Annotated in this window: 17 protein-coding genes; 9 read left to right on the forward strand and 8 right to left on the reverse strand. The window is 62.4% G+C overall.

The annotated features are described in order from the left end of the window. Positions 1-39: 39 nt before the first annotated feature. Both ACOTSS_RS15535 and ACOTSS_RS15540 read left to right on the forward strand, forming a co-directional pair. A complete protein-coding gene (locus tag ACOTSS_RS15535) occupies positions 40-825 on the forward strand; it encodes a hypothetical protein (RefSeq protein ID WP_037553329.1) in 786 nt (261 codons plus the stop codon). After that, complete coding sequence (locus tag ACOTSS_RS15540) at positions 822-3,758, forward strand: YecA/YgfB family protein (protein ID WP_197411522.1); 2,937 nt, start codon at positions 822-824, stop codon at positions 3,756-3,758. Before ACOTSS_RS15535 ends, ACOTSS_RS15540 begins: the two co-directional genes overlap by 4 nt. Before the next feature lie 10 nt (positions 3,759-3,768). On the opposite strand, the gene ACOTSS_RS15545 is transcribed toward ACOTSS_RS15540, so the two are convergent. The 4 genes from ACOTSS_RS15545 to ACOTSS_RS15560 all read right to left on the reverse strand — a co-directional run bounded on the left by ACOTSS_RS15545 (position 3,769) and on the right by ACOTSS_RS15560 (position 7,783). Next, positions 3,769-4,485, reverse strand: a complete 717-nt coding sequence (locus ACOTSS_RS15545; RefSeq protein ID WP_037553328.1) for an SDR family NAD(P)-dependent oxidoreductase — start codon at positions 4,483-4,485, stop codon at positions 3,769-3,771. A 52-nt stretch (positions 4,486-4,537) separates the two neighbouring features. Then, positions 4,538-5,446 carry a hypothetical protein gene (locus ACOTSS_RS15550; protein ID WP_037553327.1) on the reverse strand — a complete coding sequence of 303 codons (909 nt, stop codon included), beginning with the start codon at positions 5,444-5,446 and terminating at the stop codon, positions 4,538-4,540. Next, positions 5,446-6,543: a MarR family transcriptional regulator gene (locus ACOTSS_RS15555; protein WP_037553325.1), complete on the reverse strand. Its 1,098-nt coding sequence runs from the start codon at positions 6,541-6,543 to the stop codon at positions 5,446-5,448. Before ACOTSS_RS15555 ends, ACOTSS_RS15550 begins: the two co-directional genes overlap by 1 nt. A gap of 163 nt (positions 6,544-6,706) precedes the next feature. Then, complete coding sequence (locus ACOTSS_RS15560) at positions 6,707-7,783, reverse strand: PIN domain-containing protein (protein ID WP_037553323.1); 1,077 nt, start codon at positions 7,781-7,783, stop codon at positions 6,707-6,709. A 224-nt stretch (positions 7,784-8,007) separates the two neighbouring features. On the opposite strand from ACOTSS_RS15560, the gene ACOTSS_RS15565 reads away from it, so the two are divergent. Then, a complete protein-coding gene (locus ACOTSS_RS15565) occupies positions 8,008-8,223 on the forward strand; it encodes an EexN family lipoprotein (protein ID WP_448688977.1) in 216 nt (71 codons plus the stop codon). Positions 8,224-8,229: 6 nt separating this feature from the next. Here the strand turns inward: ACOTSS_RS15565 and ACOTSS_RS15570 are convergent, their stop codons facing one another. Then, positions 8,230-9,159: a HEPN domain-containing protein gene (locus ACOTSS_RS15570; protein WP_037553319.1), complete on the reverse strand. Its 930-nt coding sequence runs from the start codon at positions 9,157-9,159 to the stop codon at positions 8,230-8,232. 83 nt (positions 9,160-9,242) lie between these two features. Continuing rightward, a complete protein-coding gene (locus tag ACOTSS_RS15575) occupies positions 9,243-9,566 on the reverse strand; it encodes a DUF736 domain-containing protein (RefSeq protein WP_037553318.1) in 324 nt (107 codons plus the stop codon). A gap of 369 nt (positions 9,567-9,935) precedes the next feature. On the opposite strand from ACOTSS_RS15575, the gene ACOTSS_RS15580 reads away from it, so the two are divergent. The 6 genes from ACOTSS_RS15580 (at position 9,936) to ACOTSS_RS15605 (ending at position 19,483) form a co-directional block, all read left to right on the forward strand. Next, entirely contained in the window at positions 9,936-10,862 is a 927-nt protein-coding gene (locus tag ACOTSS_RS15580) for a lipid kinase (RefSeq protein WP_448688978.1), read from the forward strand. A gap of 203 nt (positions 10,863-11,065) precedes the next feature. Next, a complete protein-coding gene (locus ACOTSS_RS15585) occupies positions 11,066-12,724 on the forward strand; it encodes a hypothetical protein (RefSeq protein WP_037553316.1) in 1,659 nt (552 codons plus the stop codon). Positions 12,725-12,996: 272 nt separating this feature from the next. Next, positions 12,997-13,575: an RNA polymerase sigma factor gene (locus ACOTSS_RS15590; protein ID WP_052181961.1), complete on the forward strand. Its 579-nt coding sequence runs from the start codon at positions 12,997-12,999 to the stop codon at positions 13,573-13,575. After that, entirely contained in the window at positions 13,572-14,492 is a 921-nt protein-coding gene (locus ACOTSS_RS15595) for a FecR family protein (protein WP_052181960.1), read from the forward strand. The genes ACOTSS_RS15590 and ACOTSS_RS15595 overlap by 4 nt, the downstream gene beginning before the upstream one ends. An 87-nt stretch (positions 14,493-14,579) precedes the next feature. Continuing rightward, positions 14,580-17,516, forward strand: coding sequence for a TonB-dependent receptor (locus ACOTSS_RS15600; RefSeq protein ID WP_052181959.1), 2,937 nt, complete (start codon positions 14,580-14,582; stop codon positions 17,514-17,516). Further along, complete coding sequence (locus tag ACOTSS_RS15605; protein WP_037553315.1) at positions 17,510-19,483, forward strand: Atxe2 family lasso peptide isopeptidase; 1,974 nt, start codon at positions 17,510-17,512, stop codon at positions 19,481-19,483. Before ACOTSS_RS15600 ends, ACOTSS_RS15605 begins: the two co-directional genes overlap by 7 nt. Here ACOTSS_RS15605 and ACOTSS_RS15610 read toward each other — a convergent pair. Both ACOTSS_RS15610 and ACOTSS_RS15615 read right to left on the reverse strand, forming a co-directional pair. Next, positions 19,384-21,084, reverse strand: a complete 1,701-nt coding sequence (locus ACOTSS_RS15610; RefSeq protein ID WP_039579005.1) for an asparagine synthase-related protein — start codon at positions 21,082-21,084, stop codon at positions 19,384-19,386. The genes ACOTSS_RS15605 and ACOTSS_RS15610 overlap by 100 nt on opposite strands. Further along, the gene (locus ACOTSS_RS15615) at positions 21,081-21,740 is read right to left on the reverse strand and encodes a lasso peptide biosynthesis B2 protein (RefSeq protein WP_037553313.1); all 660 of its coding nucleotides are present in this window, start codon (positions 21,738-21,740) and stop codon (positions 21,081-21,083) included. Before ACOTSS_RS15615 ends, ACOTSS_RS15610 begins: the two co-directional genes overlap by 4 nt. Positions 21,741-21,793: the final 53 nt, after the last annotated feature.

Here is a 21,793-nt window from a genome sequence, read left to right on the forward strand (position 1 = left end):
TCTCGATATTTTGCACGGGCTCAAGGGGGAGCAAAACCAATGAGGAAAATCATTCTGGCTGCGGCGCTGATCTGCGCGCCGGGACTGGCGCAGGCGCAATCGGGCTGTGCAGCCTATACGGGCACCATGGTGCAGCCCCAGACCTTCGACCAGGCTATCGCGTCCATCAAGCCCGTCGCGCCGAAGGACGAATTCGAGACCAGCGATGCATACCGCGCCCGGCTCGCAGCAGCGGGCGGCTCCGGCCCCCTCATCATCTCGAAGAAGATCGAAGGCGCGGAATATCTGGCCTATAATGCCGATCTCGGAGCCTTCGAGGTGAAGTCCTACCTGTTCGACAATACGAACTTCAGCGCTTGGGACACCTTCTATTATGCAAAAGTCGAAAGTCCGAAGGCCAGCACCCTCAGCAACCTCGACGTGACGATTTCGAGCAGCGAGGTCACGACCGGCACCTATTCCGCGCAGAATGGCTTCGGGGCGAAGGCCACCATCAGCAAGATTACCCGGACCGAGAACGCGATCTTCGAGGGTGAACCGGCGCGCTATGGCGAAGAGCTTTTCATCGCCAACAAGGGTGGGGTCATCGGGACCATCCCCATGAGCGTCGCCGAAGCGCAAGCCTTCAAACCCCAAGCCAAGATTGCCTTTGTTGTCGTGCCGAAGCTCCCGAATGTCGTTCGCGCCACCTACCCCTATGGCAAGACGACGATCAGCAATCCGACCGATATCACGGTGAATTCGACGGTCCTGGTCGCCGACATTCAGTGCGGCCTGCTCATGGACGGGACGAACAAGGTCGTCGCAGCCTTCACGACACGATGACCGCGTCAGAAGATCCCGGAGACAATTCCGGTCATAATGCGGCCGATCACCGCGCGGAGGATGAGGCAGAACGCCCACAGCCGCCGGTCGACGAACTCCTCGTTCTCGACGAGCGCCAACTCATCCGGATCGAGGCCGTACACAGGGGTTTCCTCTACCAGCATCTTTTCGCGGCAGCGTGCCTTCTCCTCGCGGGAAAGGCGGGAGCCGAACATATCATCGTCGAGCGGGACGAGGACATTGAAGTCCAGCTTCCGGACGCCCGTATCTATGCGCAGGTCAAAACGCGGCAGGACGTCCTCAATCCCAGTGATATTTCAGGAGCACTAGAGCGTTTCGAGGACATACGTGCGGATCATCAGAACGGCCTGCGAGCTGGCGACGCGAGATTCGTGATCGCGACGAATGCGCCTCCGTCGCCAGCCCTGCTCAAGAAGATTGCCGCGGATGACTGGCCTGACGATGTCGAGCTGCATTGGCCAGGCGGTCCTGAGCCCTCCGACAATTGCCTGCCTCGACCTGCCGACAATGTTGCCGGTATGGCTGCATATTGCTCGGATCTCGCGGCGCAGCTGCCATTCGGGTTGCTCAGGCCGGAGACGCTGACCTGGAAGCTGGCCGCCATGGTCATGCTCGCATCCGCTGGCACGCCTCCGCGCGAGGATCACAGTTTTTCCCGCGAGGAATTGCCGGACCTGTTCGAGCAGCTCGTGGTCCAGATGCAGCAGCTTCCGGCGCCGCCCCCGGTGTACCGCGCCCAGGTCGACGAACCCGCCCTGCTAAGTGACCAGCCCGTCCGCATCATAGCGGGACTTTCGGGCTCGGGGAAAACCGCCTGGATGGCCGAGGCCGCGGTCCATGCTGCGCTCCCGGTCACCTATCTCGACGTTGGGGACACGCCGGGACCCGCGCTCGCGTCAGCGGTAGCGCGCGAAGTGGCGGCGAAGATGTTCGGTCGCTCCAACGACAAGCTCGGCGAAATTCTTCTGCCGGGCGCGAGCGGATTGGACATGGTGAGCGCGCTGAGCATCAAGCTCGGCGAAGACGGCCTTCACGCGGCTGTCGTCATCGATAACAGCCACCGCATTCCCGCGGCCGATATAGAGGCGCTGGTAGCACGGGGCCCCAATCTCCGATTTGTCCTGCTGAGCCAACCGGGTCGGCACATCGCCGAACTCGAAGCAGGACTAGATATTCAAGCCGAGACTCTGAACGGCTGGGACGAAGACACTATCGCGGCGGCAGTTCAAGATGCTGGTTGCCGTGCCGATTTCGGCGATTGCGAGCGGCTATCCAGAATTACCGGAGGCCTGCCATTTTATGTACTCAATGCGGCGACGATCGCGGCGCGCGAATATGGCGGCGACATTAGGGCCTTTTGTACGGATATCGAGCAGCAGACCAATATCGTCGAGACGGCTCAAGAGATTATCCTGAGGCGCGCGTTCGAAGGCTTGCCGCCGGTCGACAGAGAAACGATCGCGGTCCTGAGCCTCGCCGATGTCGCGCTCTCACGGGACGAAGCCAGTGCCTTGCTTCAAGCCGCATGCGACATCGACGCGAAGGCGGCCACGGCCCGGTTGCGCGCGCTTCCCGCAACGGGTGCGCTGGAATTATTCGGGAATAGCGGCCTAAAAATTCACGACGCGGTGAGGATACTCGGCAAAGCGGACGTCTCGGCAAAGGGTCAGGACTTCGAGCAGAAAGCCTTGGGCTCGCTGCAGCGGGTCATCGTAAGCTCGATCCGGACCAACTGGAGCCTCGCGAAGTTAGGACTGCTCATCCGTCTGTTCGGGCTTCTCGGTCAGGCGAGAATATTGGTGCAGTTTGCCACAGACGAATTGTTCCACGAACTCGGGGTCTGGCCGGAAATCGAACCCTATCTGCTGACGATCGCGGCCGATCCGAACGGAGATGCCGAGACAAGGCTGTGGGCGCTCGACGGCCTGGTCTTCAATGATCTGCGCGAGGGAGATTATGAGGCCGGCCGGGAGCGGGTCGACGAGATGGAATCGCTGCTGAGGGCGAACGAGCTCGGCGACGAGGAGTGGATGGCCTGGGGCATGAAGCGGATGTTGCTCTTGTCCGAGCTTGGCGACATTGATGGCGTCCGGGCCATGCTTGACGAAGTTTCGGATCGACTTCCCGACCAGCCCGAACATCTGCGCGTGTTTCGCTACAATCGCGCCCTCGCCCTCTTCAAGCTCGGCGACAACGATACAGCGGTAAGTGAGGCACTCGCCCTCATCGGCGAATATTATCGGGAGCTCGGGATCAGGCCCGACGATGTGATAGGACGGAACGCCCCCGAACTTCGGGAGCTTCTTCCCAAAGACGAAGATCTCACCGATCGGCTGAAACATCTGGCAGACAGTCACGATCTTTTCGCGCAGGCCTTGGGCCGGAAGAGCCAGCGATCTACTCTCGCACGCATCCATGCGATGAAATTCTACGAACTGTCGCAATCCTACCAGTCATTCGTCCGGGTTGGTCTCGATCTTGTCGAAGAACTGGTCTGGGTGAACGACTTCATAAGCGCCCGCGAGGCCTTCGAACGGAACATCTTCCCCATCTTGCAAGGCGCGGGCCTCGCGGGGCCCGTTCTCGAAGCTCGCGCTCTATATGCGGTGGTTCTTGCGTACTGCGGCGACCATGATGCGGCGGCGAACGAGGTCGAGCGGCTGCTGCCGTTCGAGGATGCGATGGATCCGAACCATCGCGCGGCATTCCAGGAGCAGAAGGCCATCATTCGCGAGGTTCGGCGCAAAGGCGGTCCCCCGCAGCGACAGGTTGTGATTCCTGCCCCTTTGCAGGCGCTGTTCGATCAGCGTCGCGGTGCCCCCAGGGAGGTTGAGCCGAGGAAAAAGGTCGGCCGCAACGAAAAATGTCCCTGCGGTTCTGGCAAGAAATACAAAATCTGCCACGGGCGATGATCGCGAGCGGCTAGAGTCGGTCGTAGATGGCGTTCGGCAGAAGTTTCATCAGGCCAGCGACGAGCCACCAGCGTTTGGTGACATAGGCATGAGACTTACGGGCGCGGATGGCGCCGTAGATCTGCTTCGCCGCCTTTTCAGGCGAAGCAACCCAGAAGAGTCCGTCACCCTTCGCCATCGCGGTGTCGACGAAGCCGGGCCGCACGTCGGTCGTTGCAATCGGCAGGCCCCGGCGCGCCATGTTCTGGCGTAGCGCCTCCATATAGTTGGAGACGAAGGCCTTGGACGCATTGTAGGCAGGCGCGTCGCCGCTTCCCCGCAATCCCGCGATCGACGAAATGGCCACCAGATGCCCCGTGCCTTGGGCGATGAAGTGCTGCATGCCGATATTGGCCGCGGCCGCGAAACCTTCGACATTCACCGCGATGGTCTCGCGTTCCGCCTCCCAGACAAGATCGGCATTTATGTGGCCGACCCCGGCACTGATCACCAGCAAGTCGAGCCCGCCAAGCCGCTCGATCAGGGCGGCGAGTCCGCGTTGCATCGCGGTCGTGTCGGCCACGTCGAACGCCTCGTAGATTATCGAACCGGAAGAATTGCCAGCGAGATTGGCGAGCAGGTCGCGGCGCCGACTGGTGACGCCAACCGAATAGCCATGATGCGAGAGCAGCATCGCCAGCTCTCGGCCGATCCCTGAACTCGCGCCGACTATGATCGCTTTGTTCACGGGCAAGCTCTTGGAATGCGCCGGAACGAAACTGCGATCACAGCCTTCGTCATCAGATTTCGAATGCCTTGAGGAAGTCGGCCATAATTTCCGCGGCATGTCGCTGCCGCAAGATCCGGGCGTTCAGCAGATCGGGGTCGGCCGAGACATCGGCTTCGTCGTCTTCGAAACTTGCCACGGCGACGGGCCCGTCGCGCAAATAGCTCTCGTCGGGATTGGGATCGCGGAAGCGAGCCGCCATGCGAGTAAGAGCCTCGCGTATCGCCTCGGCATGCGGACCGGTCAGTGCAGCCGCGAATGCGGATTGCGCCGCGCCGACGCCACCTTCCAGATTCTCGATGCAGTAGATCAGGTCGTGCGCATCCTTGCGCTCGAACCTCTGATCGAAAGCAAAGGCCTTGAGACAGGTGAAGGTGACGATATCAGCGTAGCGCACGACCTCGGTGGCACGGCCCTTACCGTTCAGCAGGTCCGCCGTGATTTCGACGGTCCCGTGATGGTCGAACACCATGGAAGCGTGGGGGATGTTCAACGCCGAGACATTTCCGTCCGAAGGAAGTTCCTTTACCTTGCCGCCTCCAAGTTCCGGCGAGTCCGCCAGAAACTCGAGGATCATCGTCGTGCCGTCCTCGATCTCGGCGCGCCACCGCCAGGATTGCTTCGCACCCTTTTCATTCTCGGCGCGCTCGAAGTTCATCGCCTTTAGATTTTCTTCTAGCGTACTGTAGGCTTCGGTCGTCGTGAGGATTCCGACGTCGACGACGATATCGACGTCACCCGTGCCCGCATGTTTCGGGACTTTCGGCGGCCTGGCGGTCACGAGATAGCGCGGCGCGAGTCCGCCGACGAGAAAGACCGAATCCTTCCATGGTCCAAGCCCGCGCAGGAGCGTGACCAGTACGCGCTCGCACGCGTCGGTGACCATGTCCTCATAGCCGCTGATCGTCTGTGGTTTGGGCATTATTTATCCAGACATTCGCTACGGAGGTGCATCGCCAATTCACGGGAACGGCCGGACGCCTGGAGCAGGTCGAGATAGACCTGCAGCGGCGGCGCATAGCAGACGCCATCGATCCGTTGGCCGACCGCGACATCGCGCCGGCTCTTCGCCTCGATGATACCGAGATTCCACCCCTCCGCCACGGGCCGGGCGTCGAGATTGAGCAGCGCCTCGATCAGCTTCTGCCCGGGCTCGATCCGGCAACGAAGCTGCGAGATGGAAGAAAGATAGGGGGCATAGATTTGAGCGGCTACCTCGCCGGTGACCGCATAGGCGGCTTTCGCCTCGTCGCACGCCTGATCAAGGCGCAGCGCCAGCGCCAGTGCGTCACTCCCTTTCGGGACATAGTAACGCCGCACTGTCGGCGCCTTCTGATCGCTCGCATAGCTGGTCCAAGCTTCGAGAAGGGGCCGTGCGGCGCGCAATCGACGCTGTTTCGACGGACCCGCCCCCTGCACATCCACCCACTCGCGCCGTTCGAGTTCCGTGAGGGTCTCGGAAGCCGTAGCGGGCGATACGCCGCTCGCATCGGCGAGATCCTTCACGCCCAGCCAGTCCTGCCGCCTCTCATAAATTTCATGGAGTGCGCGCGCCTTTTGCCCCTGAAAAATGGAATCGAATTTCTTCGTCCCTTTTTTCGGAGCCGGTTTATCGAGAAATATGAATGCCTTTTTCCCCGGAATATAAAGCGAGCCTCCGAGGTCGTAATATCCGACGCGCTCTTCCCGAAAAATCTCTCGAGCGCCCGGCGAGATCGCACGGGCGACAAAAAAAGGAATGATTTCCCGGTCGTCACCGGAATTGCTGAGATGGGCCTGATTATTCCGAAGCTGCCAGATTGCTTCGCGCACATCGCGCGGAAAAAGCTGCGCCTTGATTTCGACAAGCAATAAGAGCGGCTGGCGGCCGATATATGCGCCGATCAGGGCGTCGGCGCGGCCGCGAGGCCCGATTTCGACCTCATATCGCTCGATTTGCGCGTGCGACTGCGGCAGCGCCAAAAGCGCCTCCAAAAGCGCATCGAGCAATTCGCGCTGAGAATTTTCAAATTCGGCCATATTTTGTGCCCAGCAAAAATCACCCTAAAAGTGAATATTCGGAAAAACCTTGATATTTGCTGCGCAGAAAATTTGCATTAAAAAAATGGAAAAAATTTCATCTGAAATCTGGAAAGCGTCGAAACTGGCAACGCTCCGGTGGCGTCAACGAAGGATTTTGGCGTCACCGCGCCTCGAGGGTGATTTCACGCCTGCTGAACTGAGATGGCAATTTGATCTCGATATCGCCCGATGTGATAGCCCAATCGGTCGTCACCAAGGCTGGCTCTTCGCCACTATCGTCCTCGGACACCAGCACCTCAACATAAATAGCCGCGCTGGAAGTTGGACGAGCATGGTAAGTCCGAATATCCAAATCAGGCTCTCCCCGCCGCGAGATGACATACTCATGACCCGTCTCACGAACGTCGGCTTCGACCTCAGCCAAGACTTCGACCTCAAGGACAAAATCCTGTCCCTCCTCGGATTCGTCGACGAGAAACACGCTCGAAATCTCAAGATCGAAGAACTCGACATCTTCAACCTCGATATCGACACGGCGCGGACGATAGGAGTTAAGGCGTGCCCTCAGCCTTTCGAGCAGGGACGCGTCTCCACGGACATGCGCTTCAAGACGCTTCACCAACTGGGCTGACGCCAGAGCCAGCGAGAGAAGCTGGGCAACGGAGTCCAATTGGATCAGATCGTCCCGTCCCTCGCAGAATTTCACCAGGTCCGGATCCTTGCCAACCACATATATTCTGGGTCGACCGGGCCGGATCCAGGCGAGGAGGCTCGACAGCACAAAGGCGTCCGGAAACTCGCTCTTTTTTTTGCCCTCCCCAAAGGGCGCAGCACCAGCAAAATAATCGTCAAAAATCGCTTTGTGATCGGCAACAACGGGGATTTCGGTAAATTTTGCTGTCGCTAGGAATTCTCGAAAGCGCGCGTGAAGCAGTGCCTTCCGATCGGCTGGATCGGTATCACCAAAGGGACCGCTTTCTCCAAGCTGGCCAAAAATCGCGCCGTGCTTCTTCGCTGCTGCTTCCGCCTCCGCCAGCGCTTCCGAAAGTCTCGCTTCAACCTCCCGCGTGGTGATGGAAGTCGTGATCGGCTCGAGCGTGCTCTTCGACGCTAGATCGATCAGGCTGGACCAAGTTCGCGATTGCCAGTCGAGACCCGCCGCACGAAAAGCCTCGGTATCGATGAAAGCATATGGTGTGACGAGGCGCTGTCCGCGCGGTGCTGGTGGTTCGCTCATCGTTGCAAACTAGCTTTTGCGACGGATTTCCTCAATCGTTCCCTTGAGCCTCGCCGCCCAATGCGACGCTTGAGAGAGAGCTAAGAATGGCGCAAAACTGGCTCACATAGGCCGATGGACGGAGAACTAGCCTCAATTTGGTTCTAAATCTCAAATCGCCACTGCATGGACCGGGTCGCCGACGCTAGAGTTGATCGTCGGAGGTGACGATGATCATTTTCAAGATGCTGGCGATCGCCAGCCTGACGATCCTGACAGCATGTGCTCCGCCGGAGCCACGCAGCGTTCAATATTTCGAGGCCAATCTCGATGAGGCACGCGACGTCGTCCAAAGCTGCACGGCGGGCGACAAGCGCGGCGATGAATGCAGCAATGCCAATGTCGCGGTCGAGACTGCCGAGGGAAAGGCCAAATTCGAGCGGTTCCGCGGGAAAAAGTAGCGGGTCTCAACCTGCCTGACGCGCTGTTGTCTCAAGCTCAGCGATGCGGTCACGGCAAATAGTCTCGACGATACCGGCGAGATGCTGAACCCGCGCGCCGAGCCATTCCAGTTCGTCGGCGGTGATCGCGTAATGCTTCGAATAGCGCGCCTTGATGTACGCTTCCTTCAACTTTTCGAACCGCGACCGGTCGGCCTTAACTTCTCGCGGCCATGCCTCGATCAATCGATCATCGATCCGCTCGGCTTGGGTGCGCAGGAAAACAAGATTATGGATGTGCGGCGTGTGGAAAGTGCATACCAATAAGATGCAGTGGTAATATCGTTCCGTCGCCTGATGAAGCTGAAAGGCCGCATTGTTCAACCAACCTGCAGCGACAGCGCTTCGATAGTGATGAAGAAACTGCGCTCCGCTAGGATACCACTCATCAAAATACTCGCGCGCCATCTCGAGCGCCGCATGCGGCGTCATCGGCTTGGGTTCTGCGAGCTCCTTCCCGTCGGCCTCGTACAGCGCGATCCCGTCACGAGCGACGTCGATGAAGAAATAGCGACCCTGCGTCAGTCCGGCATTCACCTCGTCGAGACTGTGAACGATGAAATTCACCGGCGTGCGGAGCCGCTTCGTTACCGACAGCTCACGAATGAGCCGGTCGTCGAGCTTCGACCAATAGTCCGCCCGATCGGTCAGCCGCTTGTCGTTGACGATGATCAGCAGGTCATAGTCCGACTGATAGCCCTTCGCCGTGTGCGGCTCGTCGACCCACCCACCCCGTGCATAGCTGCCGTAGAGGATGATCTTGGAAATCCGGCCCTTGCGCTTCCAGTCCTGCGTCGCGAGCGCCAGCGCATCCTCGAATTCCTCGAAGATGATCTCGACGACGCGCTCGATCTCGCGTTGCTTGTGCGGGGGAAGATGTTCGAGGCTGCTCTGCATTGGGGTCACCCTAACAAGGTGGCGGCACCCTTGCACCCGGAAGATTGTTCCGATGCGCAAGGATGCCGCAAGATGGCCGCCGCTCAGTCGGCGGGTGTCCAGATGATCGCGAAAACATCGTCGCGATCCTGCCCCGCGGCCCGCCCGAGATTGGCGTAGATGCGCCGCGGCCCGAACTCGGGGGTCGCGAGCGAGAGCGAGACATAGGGACGCCCCGATTGCTCGGCGACGCGAATCCAGCCGGCTCCGATCTCGACGCCATCGGACCAAACGCGATAGTCGGGCTGCACATCGCTCGCCTTGCCGCGGTTGGGGCGTATCTCGATCGGTGCCTTGATCGACAGCGTGATGAGCTGGCCCACAAAGCCCTTCTCGATGCTGCCGCTGACGATGCCGATGCTCGCCATGTCGATACTCCTGCTGATTTGCCCGGGACCATCCCGGGCGTGCAGCCGGGCGGGTCGGCGGCTTGAGGCGCTTGCGCACCCGAAGGGCCGAAGCGCAGCGGAGGAGTGAGGCTACGCCTCGCTTGCGCGGGCGCCGCCGCCGACCAGATTGGCGGAGCGCTCTTGGGTGGGACCGGTCGAACTTCGAAAATGGAAGAGCGATCAGGGCGAGCGATCGCGCCAAGGATATGACGAAGCCGAAAAGGGAGCTGCATCGATACGGATGCTTCCCGGCCTCGTCGCGGCGATATATAGGCCTGCTCTATCGGGCGTGGTTCTTCTGAAGGCACGCGCTCGACGGTCGTAACTCTGCTGAACAGGATCGTGTCGATGCCGTGGCCCAAAGGTACGCGCGCCCTCGTGCTGCACAATGCAAAGGCGCGGCAGGGCGAGCAGGCGCTCGTTCCCGTTCGCGAGCGCCTCGCTGCCGGCGGCCTTCTGGTGACGGTCGAGCCGTTCGAGAGCTTGCCCGAAATTGCACGCGACGTGACACGCTTGCATCAGACCGCCGATATCATTGTCGTGTGCGGCGGCGACGGTTCGATCTCATCCGCCGCGCCCGCGGTGATCGAGAGCGGCCTGCCGCTGGGAATCATTCCCGCCGGAACCGCGAATGACTTGGCGCGCACCCTGTCGATCCCGCTCGACTTCGCGGCGGCGGCCGACGTCATTGTCGAGAGTCACAGCCGACGGATCGATGTCGGCATGGTCAATGGCCATGCCTTCTTCAATGTCGCGAGCATCGGGATCAGCAGCGAACTTGCGCGGAAGCTCGACCCGGCGATCAAGAAAAGGTTCGGCCGCCTCGGCTATGCCGTCGCCGCGCTGCGGGTCATCCTGGCTGCCCAGCGGTTCCGGGCGAGGATCAGGGAGAAGGGCGAGTCGAGGACCGTCAGCACCTATCAGGTCGCGATCGGCAACGGGCGTCTCTACGGGGGAGGTAATGTCGTAGAAGAGAATGCCGCGATCGACGACGGCACGCTCGATCTTTATAGTCTCGAGGTCAAAAACCTCTGGAAGCTCGCCCTCATGCTTCGCGCCTTCCGGTCCGGCACGCATGGCGCGTGGAAGGAAGTGCGCACCGCCAAATGCGTCGAGTTCGATATCGAGACGCGGCGGCCGATGCCGGTGAACACCGACGGTGAGATCGTCACCGCGACGCCTGCGCATTTCCGCGTCTTGCCTCGAGCGATATCGGTGCTCGCCCCGTGCGAATGCCCGACCACCGCACGGCAATTCCCGCTCTACCATCACTGACCGAGCGAAGGCCCAGCGCAGTTGCGGCTGCAGCGTGCGGCGACGATTTTCAGTCGTTCGAAATGGCTCTGTGACATCGCGCCGCGCGGACGTCCAAAAATCGTCTCGTTAAGTATTTGAAAAATTTGAGTTCATATCGAAGGTTGAAAAACGAGGAGGCACAGGGTAGTTAAATTAATAAATTAAGCAGTGTGACATCGACCATGACCACCATCGCGCAATATCTTTCAGAGCATGGCCCATCGCGCTCGTCGCTGATTGTCGAGGCGCTCGTCGCTGCCGGAGCGAGCCCAGAGGCAGCGCGCCAGCGCGTCGCTCGGGTCGCAAAACCGATACGCCGCTTTCCAGTCCCGATGCTGCCCAAGCGCGAAGCCTTTCTCTATCTCGACAAGGATCGGAACAGCGAACGCTTCTGGCAGAATTTCATTCGCGACATGCGCGCGACCAATTCGGTCTTCGCTGCATCGGTCGATGGCATGATCGCACGCGGCGGCCTCATCCGTGCCGACCAATTCGCGTCGATCAGCGGCGCGACGGTCATCCCGCAGCGCGGACAGCTGCCGGTCGAGACGGTCGCGCAACGCCTGATCGCCGCAGGGTTCATCAAGGAAATACATAATATCGACCACGGCCGATGTTTCGAGCTCGCGCCGTCGCTGGCTTTCGGCACGCCTGCCGGACTAAGGGCCCGCGACCTCACAGAGGGGATTCTGCTCGACGGAATGCGCGAATGGGCGAGGAAGATCGGATTTGCGAGCTACAATCTGATCCGCATCCGCGGCGACGAAGAACTCCAGCCCATCGGCCCCTTCGCCTTCGATTTCGCCGGCCCGAGCTACCTGCTTCCGCTCCAGGGTCCCGGCGGCAAGCCCGGCTTCATTGTCGCCGACGTGTTCGCTGAGGGGCGGCTTACCGCCGACGAAATCCAGTTCTTCATCCGCAAGGCGAGGATGCTCAAGGCGACCCTCAAGAATATCGGGGTGTTGTCGATCATTGTCGCGGAAGAATTTACCGGCGAAGCAATGAAGGCTGGCCATGCCGCGGGCGTGATGCTCGCCACGCCGAAAGATCTGTTCGGCAAACGGGTTGGGGTGGCGATTGCGTCACTATGCGAAGTCCTAAAAAATGCCGCCAAATATGCATCGTCCAGTCCTGAGCGGCTCACATACCTCCTCGACAATTTGCTCGACATCGAGGGACGCAGCCTCAACCTGCGCGGCATCCTATTCGAGTTAGTGGTCGGCTACCTCGCCCGGCGAAGCGCTATCTCTATCGATATGGGGGTTACCGCGCGAAATCCTGCGACCGGCCAGACCGCGGACATAGACGTTCAGGCCATCACCCAGCAGTCGAGCGCGGTGACAGCGATCGAATGTAAAGGCAAAGAGCCCGGCGGATCACTGTCGCGCGCTGAGGTCGAAATCTGGCTCAAAAAGATTCCGATCTTTCGTGCGCACTATGCGAACCATGCCGCCCTACGAGAAGCCGAACATCGCTTCGAGATATGGACGAGCGGAACGATCGATGCCGACGCTCTCTATCTTCTCAAGGAAGAAAAGGCCAAGCGGTCCAAGGCGCCGATCGACTGGAAGGACGGGGATGCGGTTCTTGCGTTGGCGCGTGCCGGAAAGGAAAAGGGTATCGCCGACGCGCTCAACCAACATTTTTTCAAACACCCGTTCGCCGAGGTCGGCAAGACGCTCGCGGCCGAAAATCCTCCAGAGTTCAATTTCCCGTCGTTCATGATGCCTGCTTTCAAGCCAGACACGGGACCCGGCCCCTCGGGGCTGCCCGCCCTTCCCGACCTTTCGGGGATGGTCACCGAATGCTCACTCGACGACGAACTAAAGGGCGCGAAATAGCCTCGCGGTCCGCAGGAATTTGACTCGATCTGGACCTATCTCCGCACAGCCGGCTTGCAAGCGACAGGGGCAAAGCTATGCTTTGAGGTGCATCGGGCAAGGCGCACGGTGCCAGGCGTGAGAACCTGCTTAGCTTAGTTTTCCTATTCCATCCTGCCGGGTGGCCGCTGCGCATGTCCAAGCCCTCGGGCTAAAGGCGGCGGCGCTTGTTCGCTAAGCAAGTTCTCAACGCCCGGCTTGCCGCCTTCGTCCCGAACGGGAAGGCGGCAGGTATGGACTTCGAGGACAAGGACAGCGAGCGACCGGGTATTGCCGGCGGCGACCCCTTGCCGCCAGAGGATTGGGAGCGCTTCGGCCGATCGGCGCGCATCGAGGCGATCTACTCCGAACACCGCCCCCAAATAACCCGCTTCTTCAAGAGCCGCGCGCCGACCCAAGATGTCGGCGACCTTGTGCAGGAAGTCTTCAGCCGCTTTGCGAGCGCGCGCGGCGGCCTCGCTGCGCTGGTCGAAGGCCCCGGAGCCTATCTCGTGAAGAGCGCCCGGATGCTCCTCGCCGAATATGGTCGCGCCGACGGGCGCCGTCACCGGTCGCAGCACGACAGTTTCAGTGACGAGCATGAGGGAGCGAGCGACCCGCACGCCGCGCTCGAAGCGCGCGACGTCCTTCGCCGGGCAGAAAGAGCCATTTCGAGGCTATCTCCGCTCACGCGCGAGATTTTCCTGATGCATCGCTTCGAAGGACTACGCTATCCCGAGATCGCTCGAATCAAGGGAATCAGCGTGAAGACGGTCGAAAGCCACATGACCAAAGCCCTTGCCGCCATCAAGCGCGCGCGGGGTAAGCAGTGAGCCGCGCCGAAAGCGAAGCCACCGCCTGGCTCGACAAGATGATGGGCCCCGATGCCGACCAGCACCGGGCGGCGTTCGACGAATGGCTGGCCAAGCCGGACAACGCCAAGGCCTATGACGAAGCGCGCGACAATTGGAACTGGTCTGCGGCGATGTCGCCGTCCCGGATCGAGGCCGATGTTCGGGCCGATGCCCGGGAGCGTGAACCCGGCGGGCGGCGATGGGCTTTTGCCACAATTCTCGCTGCGGTGATCGCGGTCGGGTTCGCCTGGTATCTGGTCGGCCGCGACAGCGATCAGCCGATCATCGCCACCAATTCGGCGCAAGGCGAGAGCCAGCTCGCCGACGGGACGCGCGTGACGCTGATGGACGGCGCCCGCATCGAGACGCGCTTCTCGGACGGCGAACGCCGCGTCATTCTGTATGACGGCCGAGCCAGGTTCGAGGTCGCACACGACGCGTCGCGTCCCTTTCTCGTCGAGGCCGGAGATTCGGTCACGCGCGCGCTCGGCACCATCTTCGAGGTCGATCTCCGCGCGGATGTTCCGCGCATCGCGCTGGTCGAAGGCTCGGTCGAAGTGCGGCGCCTCGAAGGCGGAAAGGCACTTCGCCTCCGCCCCGGCGAACGCGCCGAGGTCAGGTCGACCGGCCCCCAGACGATCAAGAGCGAGGAGGCGAACGCCCCGGCCAAATCACTGTGGGCCGACAATCTCCCGCTTGGCGCGATCCTCGACCGCGCTGGCCGCGAGAATGGCGTCAAGATCAGCTTGGCCGATCCGGCGCTGGCATCGCTGCAGGTGACGGGACGCTTCGACATGACCGATGCCCGGAAACTTGCGCTGAAGCTCGGCGCCGCGCTCGATCTCAAGGTCGAGTTCGGTGCGAACGGACCGATTCTCGGCGCGAAATCCGAGTAGGACACCCAAGAAAAACCCATAGGGTGTTCGGAGCCCCCGTCATTTTTTCCCTTCAGACGGCCAAAATCGGCCGCACGGGAGGGATGAATGACGATGAAATTTTTCGCGGCCGTTCTGGCTTCGGGCGTCTCGGCGACCGCACTCTATGCACCCAGCGCGTGTGCGCAGACGGGCGAGCAGACCTACAATATCGAGGGTCAGCGCCTTAGCGACGCACTTCGCAAATATTCGGACATTTCCGGCCGCGAGGTCATCGCGGCTTCGAGCCTGCTCGAAGGCCGACGCAGCAACCGTGTCCGCGGGCGACTCTCTCCCGACGCCGCCCTTTCCCGACTCCTCACCGGCACGGGCCTGACGATCGAACTCGTCGAAGGCGCATGGGTCCTTCGCTCGGGAAACGTCGATGCCGGGGAGACTGGATCGACTGAGACGAACGGCGAAGCGATCATCGTTACAGGCTCGCGCATTCGCGGTGCAGGACCGACCGGTTCTCCGGTCGTCACCATCGACCGCGAAGCCATCGAAAAGAGCGGCTATGGCACTGTTCAGCAGATGCTCCAATCACTGCCACAGGCATTTGGCGGCGGCCCCAACGAGGCAGTCTCGACGACCACGACCCGGAACGGCGGGGGTTCGGATTCGACTTTCGGCTCGAGCATCAACCTGCGCGGCCTCGGGACCTCGTCGACCCTCGTCCTCATCGACAATGCGCGCCCAGCGCTTGGCGGGATCGGCGGCGTCTTCGCCGACATCTCGCTCATCCCGGTAGGCGCGGTCGAACGGATCGAAGTGCTGATCGACGGCGCATCGGCGATCTACGGCGCCGACGCGGTCGCCGGGGTGGTGAACGTGCGGATGCGGAGTCGCTTCGAGGGAGCCGAGACAATGCTGCGCGCGGGCACCGCCGATGGCGATACGACCGAGTTGCAGTTCGGCCAAATCTTTGGTCGTGACTTCGGCGGCGCACGGCTGGTGCTTGCTTACCAATACTCGCAGCGCGGTGCGCTCGCGGGCGCCTCCCGCGATTTCGCGCGCGAGGATCTGCGGGCCTTCGGAGGCCCCGACTATCGGACCAACTTCGCGGTGCCCGGGACGATTACGGCCGCGAATGGACAGCGGTTTGGCATCCCGGCCGGACAAGACGGCCGCGCATTGACTGCCGCTCAGCTGATTCCAGGTGTCCAGAACCGCTACGACGGTCGCGTGAACAGCGACATTTTGCCGAGAACGCGCATTCACAGCCTTTATGCCGCTGCCGAATTCGACCTTACCGACACGTTGACCTTTCGCGCAAGCGCGCTCGCGGCGCAGCGCCGCTACAGCCGCGTCAGTACCGGAGACTTCATCCAGGCCGCGCGGGTGCCGGTTACCAATCCTTTCTACGTTGATCCGATCGGCACGAACCAGCCGGTCAGCGTCGCCTATCGCTTCGTGAACGACTTGGGACCGCAGATCGACAGCGGCCGGGCGCGCGGCCTCACCGCCTCAGCGGGCTTCGACCAGGAAATTGGCCGCTGGCGCGTGCAGGTCGGCGGCGCCTATGGCCATCAGCGCGGCATCGCGAACAAGGCCAATCTCGTCAATCGCCCGCGCCTTGCTGCGGCGCTTGCCGACACCAACCGAGCAACCGCATTCAACGTCTTCGGAAACGGCACCGCAAACAATCCGGTCACCATCGACAGCATTCGCGGCACATTCCAGTCGGTCAATGATTTCGAAAGCTGGTCGGCGGCGCTCCGCGGTGACGGCCCGCTCTTCCGCCTGCCCGGCGGCGAGGTCCGGCTCGCGATCGGCGCGGAGTATCGCCGCGAGAATTTCGACTATTACACCGTCAACGGATTCAGCCTCGCGACGCCCTTCACCGACCCATTCGACATCATTCCGAGCGTGCGGAAGGTTCGCGCAGCCTATGCTGAACTGCTCGTGCCGGTCTTCGGGCCGGATAACGGGATGCCGGGTTTCCGCAGGCTCGACATTTCGTTGGCCGGGCGCGCCGAGAAATACAGCGACGTCGGCCGAAGCGAAAATCCCAAGGTCGGCGTCCGATGGGAACCGTTCCAGGGCATTGCGCTGCGCGGGTCCTACGGAAAATCCTTCCGCGCGCCCGCCTTCGACGAGCTCATCGGCGAGGCGATTTCGCTGTTTCAGACCGAAGCGGTCCCCGACCCCGCTTCGCCGACGGGCACGACCAACATACTCGGCCTGTTCGGCTATGCACCGGACGTAGGTCCCGAAAGAGCGACGACCTGGACCGCGGGCATCGACGTCGCCCCCTCGTCGCTTGCCGGTTTCAAGGCGTCGGTCACCTATTATGACGTCGACTATCGCGACCGCATCGGGACGGCGAGCGAGGATTACACCCGCTTTCTTGTCGACCGGGCGCGCTTCGGCGGGCTGATCACCGACAATCCGTCGCTGGCACTGGTAGAGGGATATTTCGCACGTCCCAGCTTCGTGAACGCAGCAAACATCGCGCCGGGCCAGGTCGCCGCGATCCTGGACGGTCGCATCCGCAACCTCGCCGCCGAACGCCAGCGCGGGATCGATTTCGATGTCGGCTATTCCCCCGCATTCGCGGGCGGAACGCTCGACCTCGGCATCGCGGGCACGCATATCTTCTCGATAAAACAGCAACTGACTCCGGGCGGGCCGCAGGTCGATGTCGTCGGCACCTATGCCAAGCCGGTCAAATGGCGCCTTCGCGGTCGCTTCGGTTGGGCGACGGGCGGCTTCTCGGCCAATGCCTTCGTCAACTACATCGACGGCTATCTCAACCAGGTCGTGACGCCGATGGAGCGGGTCGGTTCTTGGACCACGTTCGACCTCAGCATCTCGCAGCGCATCGGGGGCGGCGATGGCGTGGAAGGGCGGGGCCTGCGGCTCAGCCTTGGAATCACCAACCTGTTCGACAAGGATCCGCCCTATGTGAACAACCGCAGCGTGTCGTCCGCGCTCGGCTACGACCCCGAGAAGGCGAGCCCGCTCGGCCGCATGATGTCGCTCCAGGCCACCATCCGATGGTGAGCAAAGCCGCGATCCTCGGCTGTCTCCTGGCCGCGGCATCGCCCGCGGCCAGCCAGACGACCCCGCGCGAAATCGCCGAGATTGCCGACCTGTCGGGGCTCGCGGTCTCTCCTGACGGAAATTGGATCGCCTATCGGGTCGAGCGCCCATCCACCGTCACCAACCGGATCGATATCGACTGGTATCTAGCGCCCACGGACGCCACCGCCCCTCCCCGCGCGCTCGGACGACTCGGCACCGCGATGTGGAACGACGCCGGGAGCGTCCTGCCCGGCGAAGCCACATGGATGCCCGACGGCAAGGCAGTCGTTGTCCGTGCCCTTGTCGACGGACGAATCGGCCTGTGGGTGAGTCCCATCGACGGGTCGGGATTCCACGAGATCGGGCCAAGCGAAGGCGAAATCGAGGCCTTTGCCATCGCCGCTGACGGTACCGTCATCTCGCGCGAAGGACCTCCGCGCGATGCGATCGCGCGGGCAGAGGAGGCCGAGCGCGACACCGGTATCTTGTTCGACGCGCGCGTCGATCTTGCCCAACCCCTCTATCGCGGCGCCTCAATCAATGGACGTCCTTCGACGCAGCGCTTCTCTGGTGACTGGTTCGACCGCGTGCCGCTGCTCGAAGATACACCGCGCGCTGTCGTTGCCCGAGACGCATCCGGCACCAGCGAGCGCCCGGCGAACGACGCTGAACGCGCCCTGCTCAAGCCGGCGCCCGGGCCGGACATCCCCGAAAGCCTCCGCGGCATTCTTCGGCAGCGCGGCGTCTGCGTCGCGGCGAGCGGCTGCCCGAACGATGCGGAGCGTATCGCATGGCGGAGCGGGCTTGCCGACGGCCGCGTCCTGATCGCACTCCGCGCCCAATCGGGCCAAACGACCCTGCATGTGTGGACGCCCGCGTCGGCGAAGTTCAAGATGATCGCGGTCTCGGCAGGACAGCTCTCGAGTGGGCGGAGCGACAGCAAGCCCTGCGCTGCAGGCGAAAAAGCAATCTTTTGCGTCGAGGCGGCCGCGTCGGTCTCACCCCGCCTCGTCCGGATCGAGGCCTCTGGCCGCAAGAAGATCATCGATTCCCCAAATTCATTTCCTGGCCGCGACGGGCTCCTTGTCGAAACGATCGCGTGGCAGGTGAGCGGCAGCCGTGCGTCGGGCATACTCATCCGCCCGAAGATCCCCGGGCGGCTGCCGCTCTTCGTCACCTACTATCGCTGCAATGGATATCTGCGCGGCGGAACAGGCGACGAATGGCCTCTGCGCGCGCTTGCCGCGGGCGGCATCGCATCGCTCTGCATCGACGTCCTCCCAGGCGGCGAGATCGCGCAGGATCGCTACCAGATCGGCATGGAAGCCGTGCGGGCCGCGATCGACACCCTCGACCGGCGCGGAACGATAGATCGCAGCCGCGTCGGCATGGGCGGTCTCAGCTTCGGAAGCGAGGTTGCGGTATGGACTGCCATGCACAGCGATCTTCTCAAGGCGGTTTCGATCGCCTCGGTCCAGATCGAACCCACGTATTACTGGTACAATGCTCGCCCGGGCCGCGAGACATTCGCCCGCAATATCCGGCAGAACTGGAAGCTCGGCCCGCCGGATACCGAACCTGCCGAGTGGCAGGCGCTTTCGGCCGCGCTCAATATTGATATGATCACGGCGCCGATGCTGCTGCAACTTCCCGAGAGCGAAGCGCGCCAGTCGGCCGAACTGATGAGCAAGCTTGCTACCAACGGTCTCGGCGAGACCCACCTCTTCCCCCTCGCCCCGCATCTGAAGGTCGAACCCCGCCAGAAGCTCGCGGCCTATGAGCGCAATCTCGACTGGTTCCGCTTCTGGCTCAAAGGCGAGATCGACCCCGATCCAGCGAAGGCCGATCAGTATCGTCGCTGGCGGCTGCTCGGCCCCATCAAGGGCGAGGCTTCTACCGACCGCACCCAACGTTCGACATCGGCGATTTCGAGCAGCCGGAAATAGGCGAAGTCGCCCTCGACGAGATCGTGCGCGAGGTAGGTCTCGATCGCAGGCTTGTCCAGCAGCCCGCGTTCCGCCAGCCGCCCGCCGAGCAGGAGGTCGGCGAGCGCACCGCGCTGGCGAAGATAGCTTGCGGTACAGAGGGAATCGAGCCGCCCTTTGCCGCGCCTCCAAACGACCTCCGGCGGAAGTCGCGACGCGAATGCGGCGCGGGCAACCGCGCGGTCGCGACCGCCCCTCACCCACGCCCAGCTCGGAACAGTAAGGCAAAATTCTACCACCGGCTGTGAAAGCAGCGGCGCTACGACATCGCGGTCCCGCCAGCGGCGCGGCCGGTCGACGAAGTCGAGGATGCGCCGAAGCGCGCGCACATGGTTGCGCTTGCCGCGCGGCGCATCCTCCTCGCCCGCATCCCAGGGATGAGCCGGCGGCGAGGCCGGCACCTGGTCCGCGACGCAGAAGCCGGTCTCACGGCGCCAGCCGCTCGGGCCGTCCCGCACCGCCCGATACGCCAAGCGAGCGGCCTGCCAGACCGTTGCATCGCCCGCGCGCGCGACGTCGCGCATCGTCTCGAATGCAGGGCGCCGCGGCCCGAAATGACGAAAGGCGTCGAGGATCGGCGCGACGCTCGTGTCGAAATCGAAGATATTGTCCCCACCGATGCCCCCGAAGATCGCGGCATCGGAAACGGGGAACGCCGATTCGAAGGCATCGTCGATCCCGCCGAGCACGCCATAGGCGGAGGGCCGCGCGTGAAGGACAGGCGGTAGCGATACCAGATCGATGCCGGTATCCGCGTGGGGCATTTCGAGAAGCTCAGCACCGCAATGCGCCGCGACGGCGCGCGCGTAGGGACGCTCGTCGCCGTCGGCACCGGACGAAACGAAAGTGACGGCAGAGAAATTGGCTTGCGCCGATGACAGGCCTGCCGCGACGATCGAAGAGTCGAGTCCGCCCGACAGCTCGAGCAGGATGTCGCTCCGATTCCCACACCAGCCTCGCAAGCACCCAAGGAACCGACGTTCGAGGTCTAGCGCAAGTTCAGCGACTGGTCGAAGATCGGGCTGCGAGACAGCCTTCCAAGGCGTCCACAAAGTCTGGACAGCTGACTCCTCGGCCAAAAACTTGGCACAGCTGCCGGGCAATAGCTCGCTCACACCTTCAAGCCCGGTCCGTTCGGTCCGCAGATTGGCGTACGCCAAAGTCCCGGCGATGAACTGCCAATCGAATGACCCGATGCCAAGCATTGGCGCGACCAGCTCGAGATCGTTCCAAAGCAGAAAGCCGTCTTCAAACCGGGTCCAGTAGATCGGCATGCCGGTGAGCGCGGCGCGCGCGATCTCGACCGATGCATCGTCGACGGTGAAGGCCAGATAGCTTCCCCAGCCGTCGCCGGGCGCGTGGCAGGTAGCGCCCGAAAGCGAATAAATGTCCCCGAGCAATAGGGCACCGCTTTCCATCACTTGGTCAGCAATGCCGGCGCCTGCATAGACGGTCAGTGCGCCCGCATTCTGAACGCATCGCAATGCGTGGCGCTCGGCAGCTGCCGCAAGCGCCAGCCCCCCGGACGTGGTTCCCACAAGTGCGAGAATGCCGCGTTTCATCCGATCGCCAATATTGGTGTGAAGTTGCGGGCCTCGGCCGAGGTTCCGGTCAACACCGCGCCGGGACTCTGTAACCAGCAATGTGCGGCAAAGGGGCTGAGACGCACCCCAAAAACCAGCCGCGCGCCTAGGCCGTGCGACAGGAGGATGTGGTCGAGCGCTAGCGCGTCGATCAAACATCGTGGCGGGGTCCGCGCCATCCAGCGCGATGCTGCATAGGATGAAGCGATGCCCCGAACCGCCGCTTCGGCGCCCGGCACGCCGAGCCGAAGCTTTGCGTTCCGCATGGCTTCCACCGTTGACGCGATCCGGTTTGGCCGCATCGAACGTCTTGCCCAGCGCAGCGCGCGGGACGCTGCGAAACCCATGCGGAGCGATGTCGGTCCGTCGGCGACCGCCGACAAATCGTTGGCCGGAATGTGAGGCGAGGCCGGATCGAGCTTCGTCGGCTCGCTCGACCGTGCGAGGAATCCTGTCGCCACAAGACGCCCCATCGCCTCGCTGTCGTTCGGCTCGCCTGCCCGAAGCCGCTCGAAGGCCGCGCGGTCTTGCCCGCGCAGCGCGAAATATTTGTCCCGGACAAGGTCGAGGAAGACGAGATCTCCGTCGACTTCGCAATAGCCCGTTCCGGTTGCCAGTTTCCAGCCGGTCGTCATGGCGCCGCGCGAGACCCGGGAGCCGCTCGATGCTGGACGGCTCCCGGATACAC

The sequence above is a fragment of the Sphingopyxis sp. NJF-3 genome, assembly GCF_053514865.1.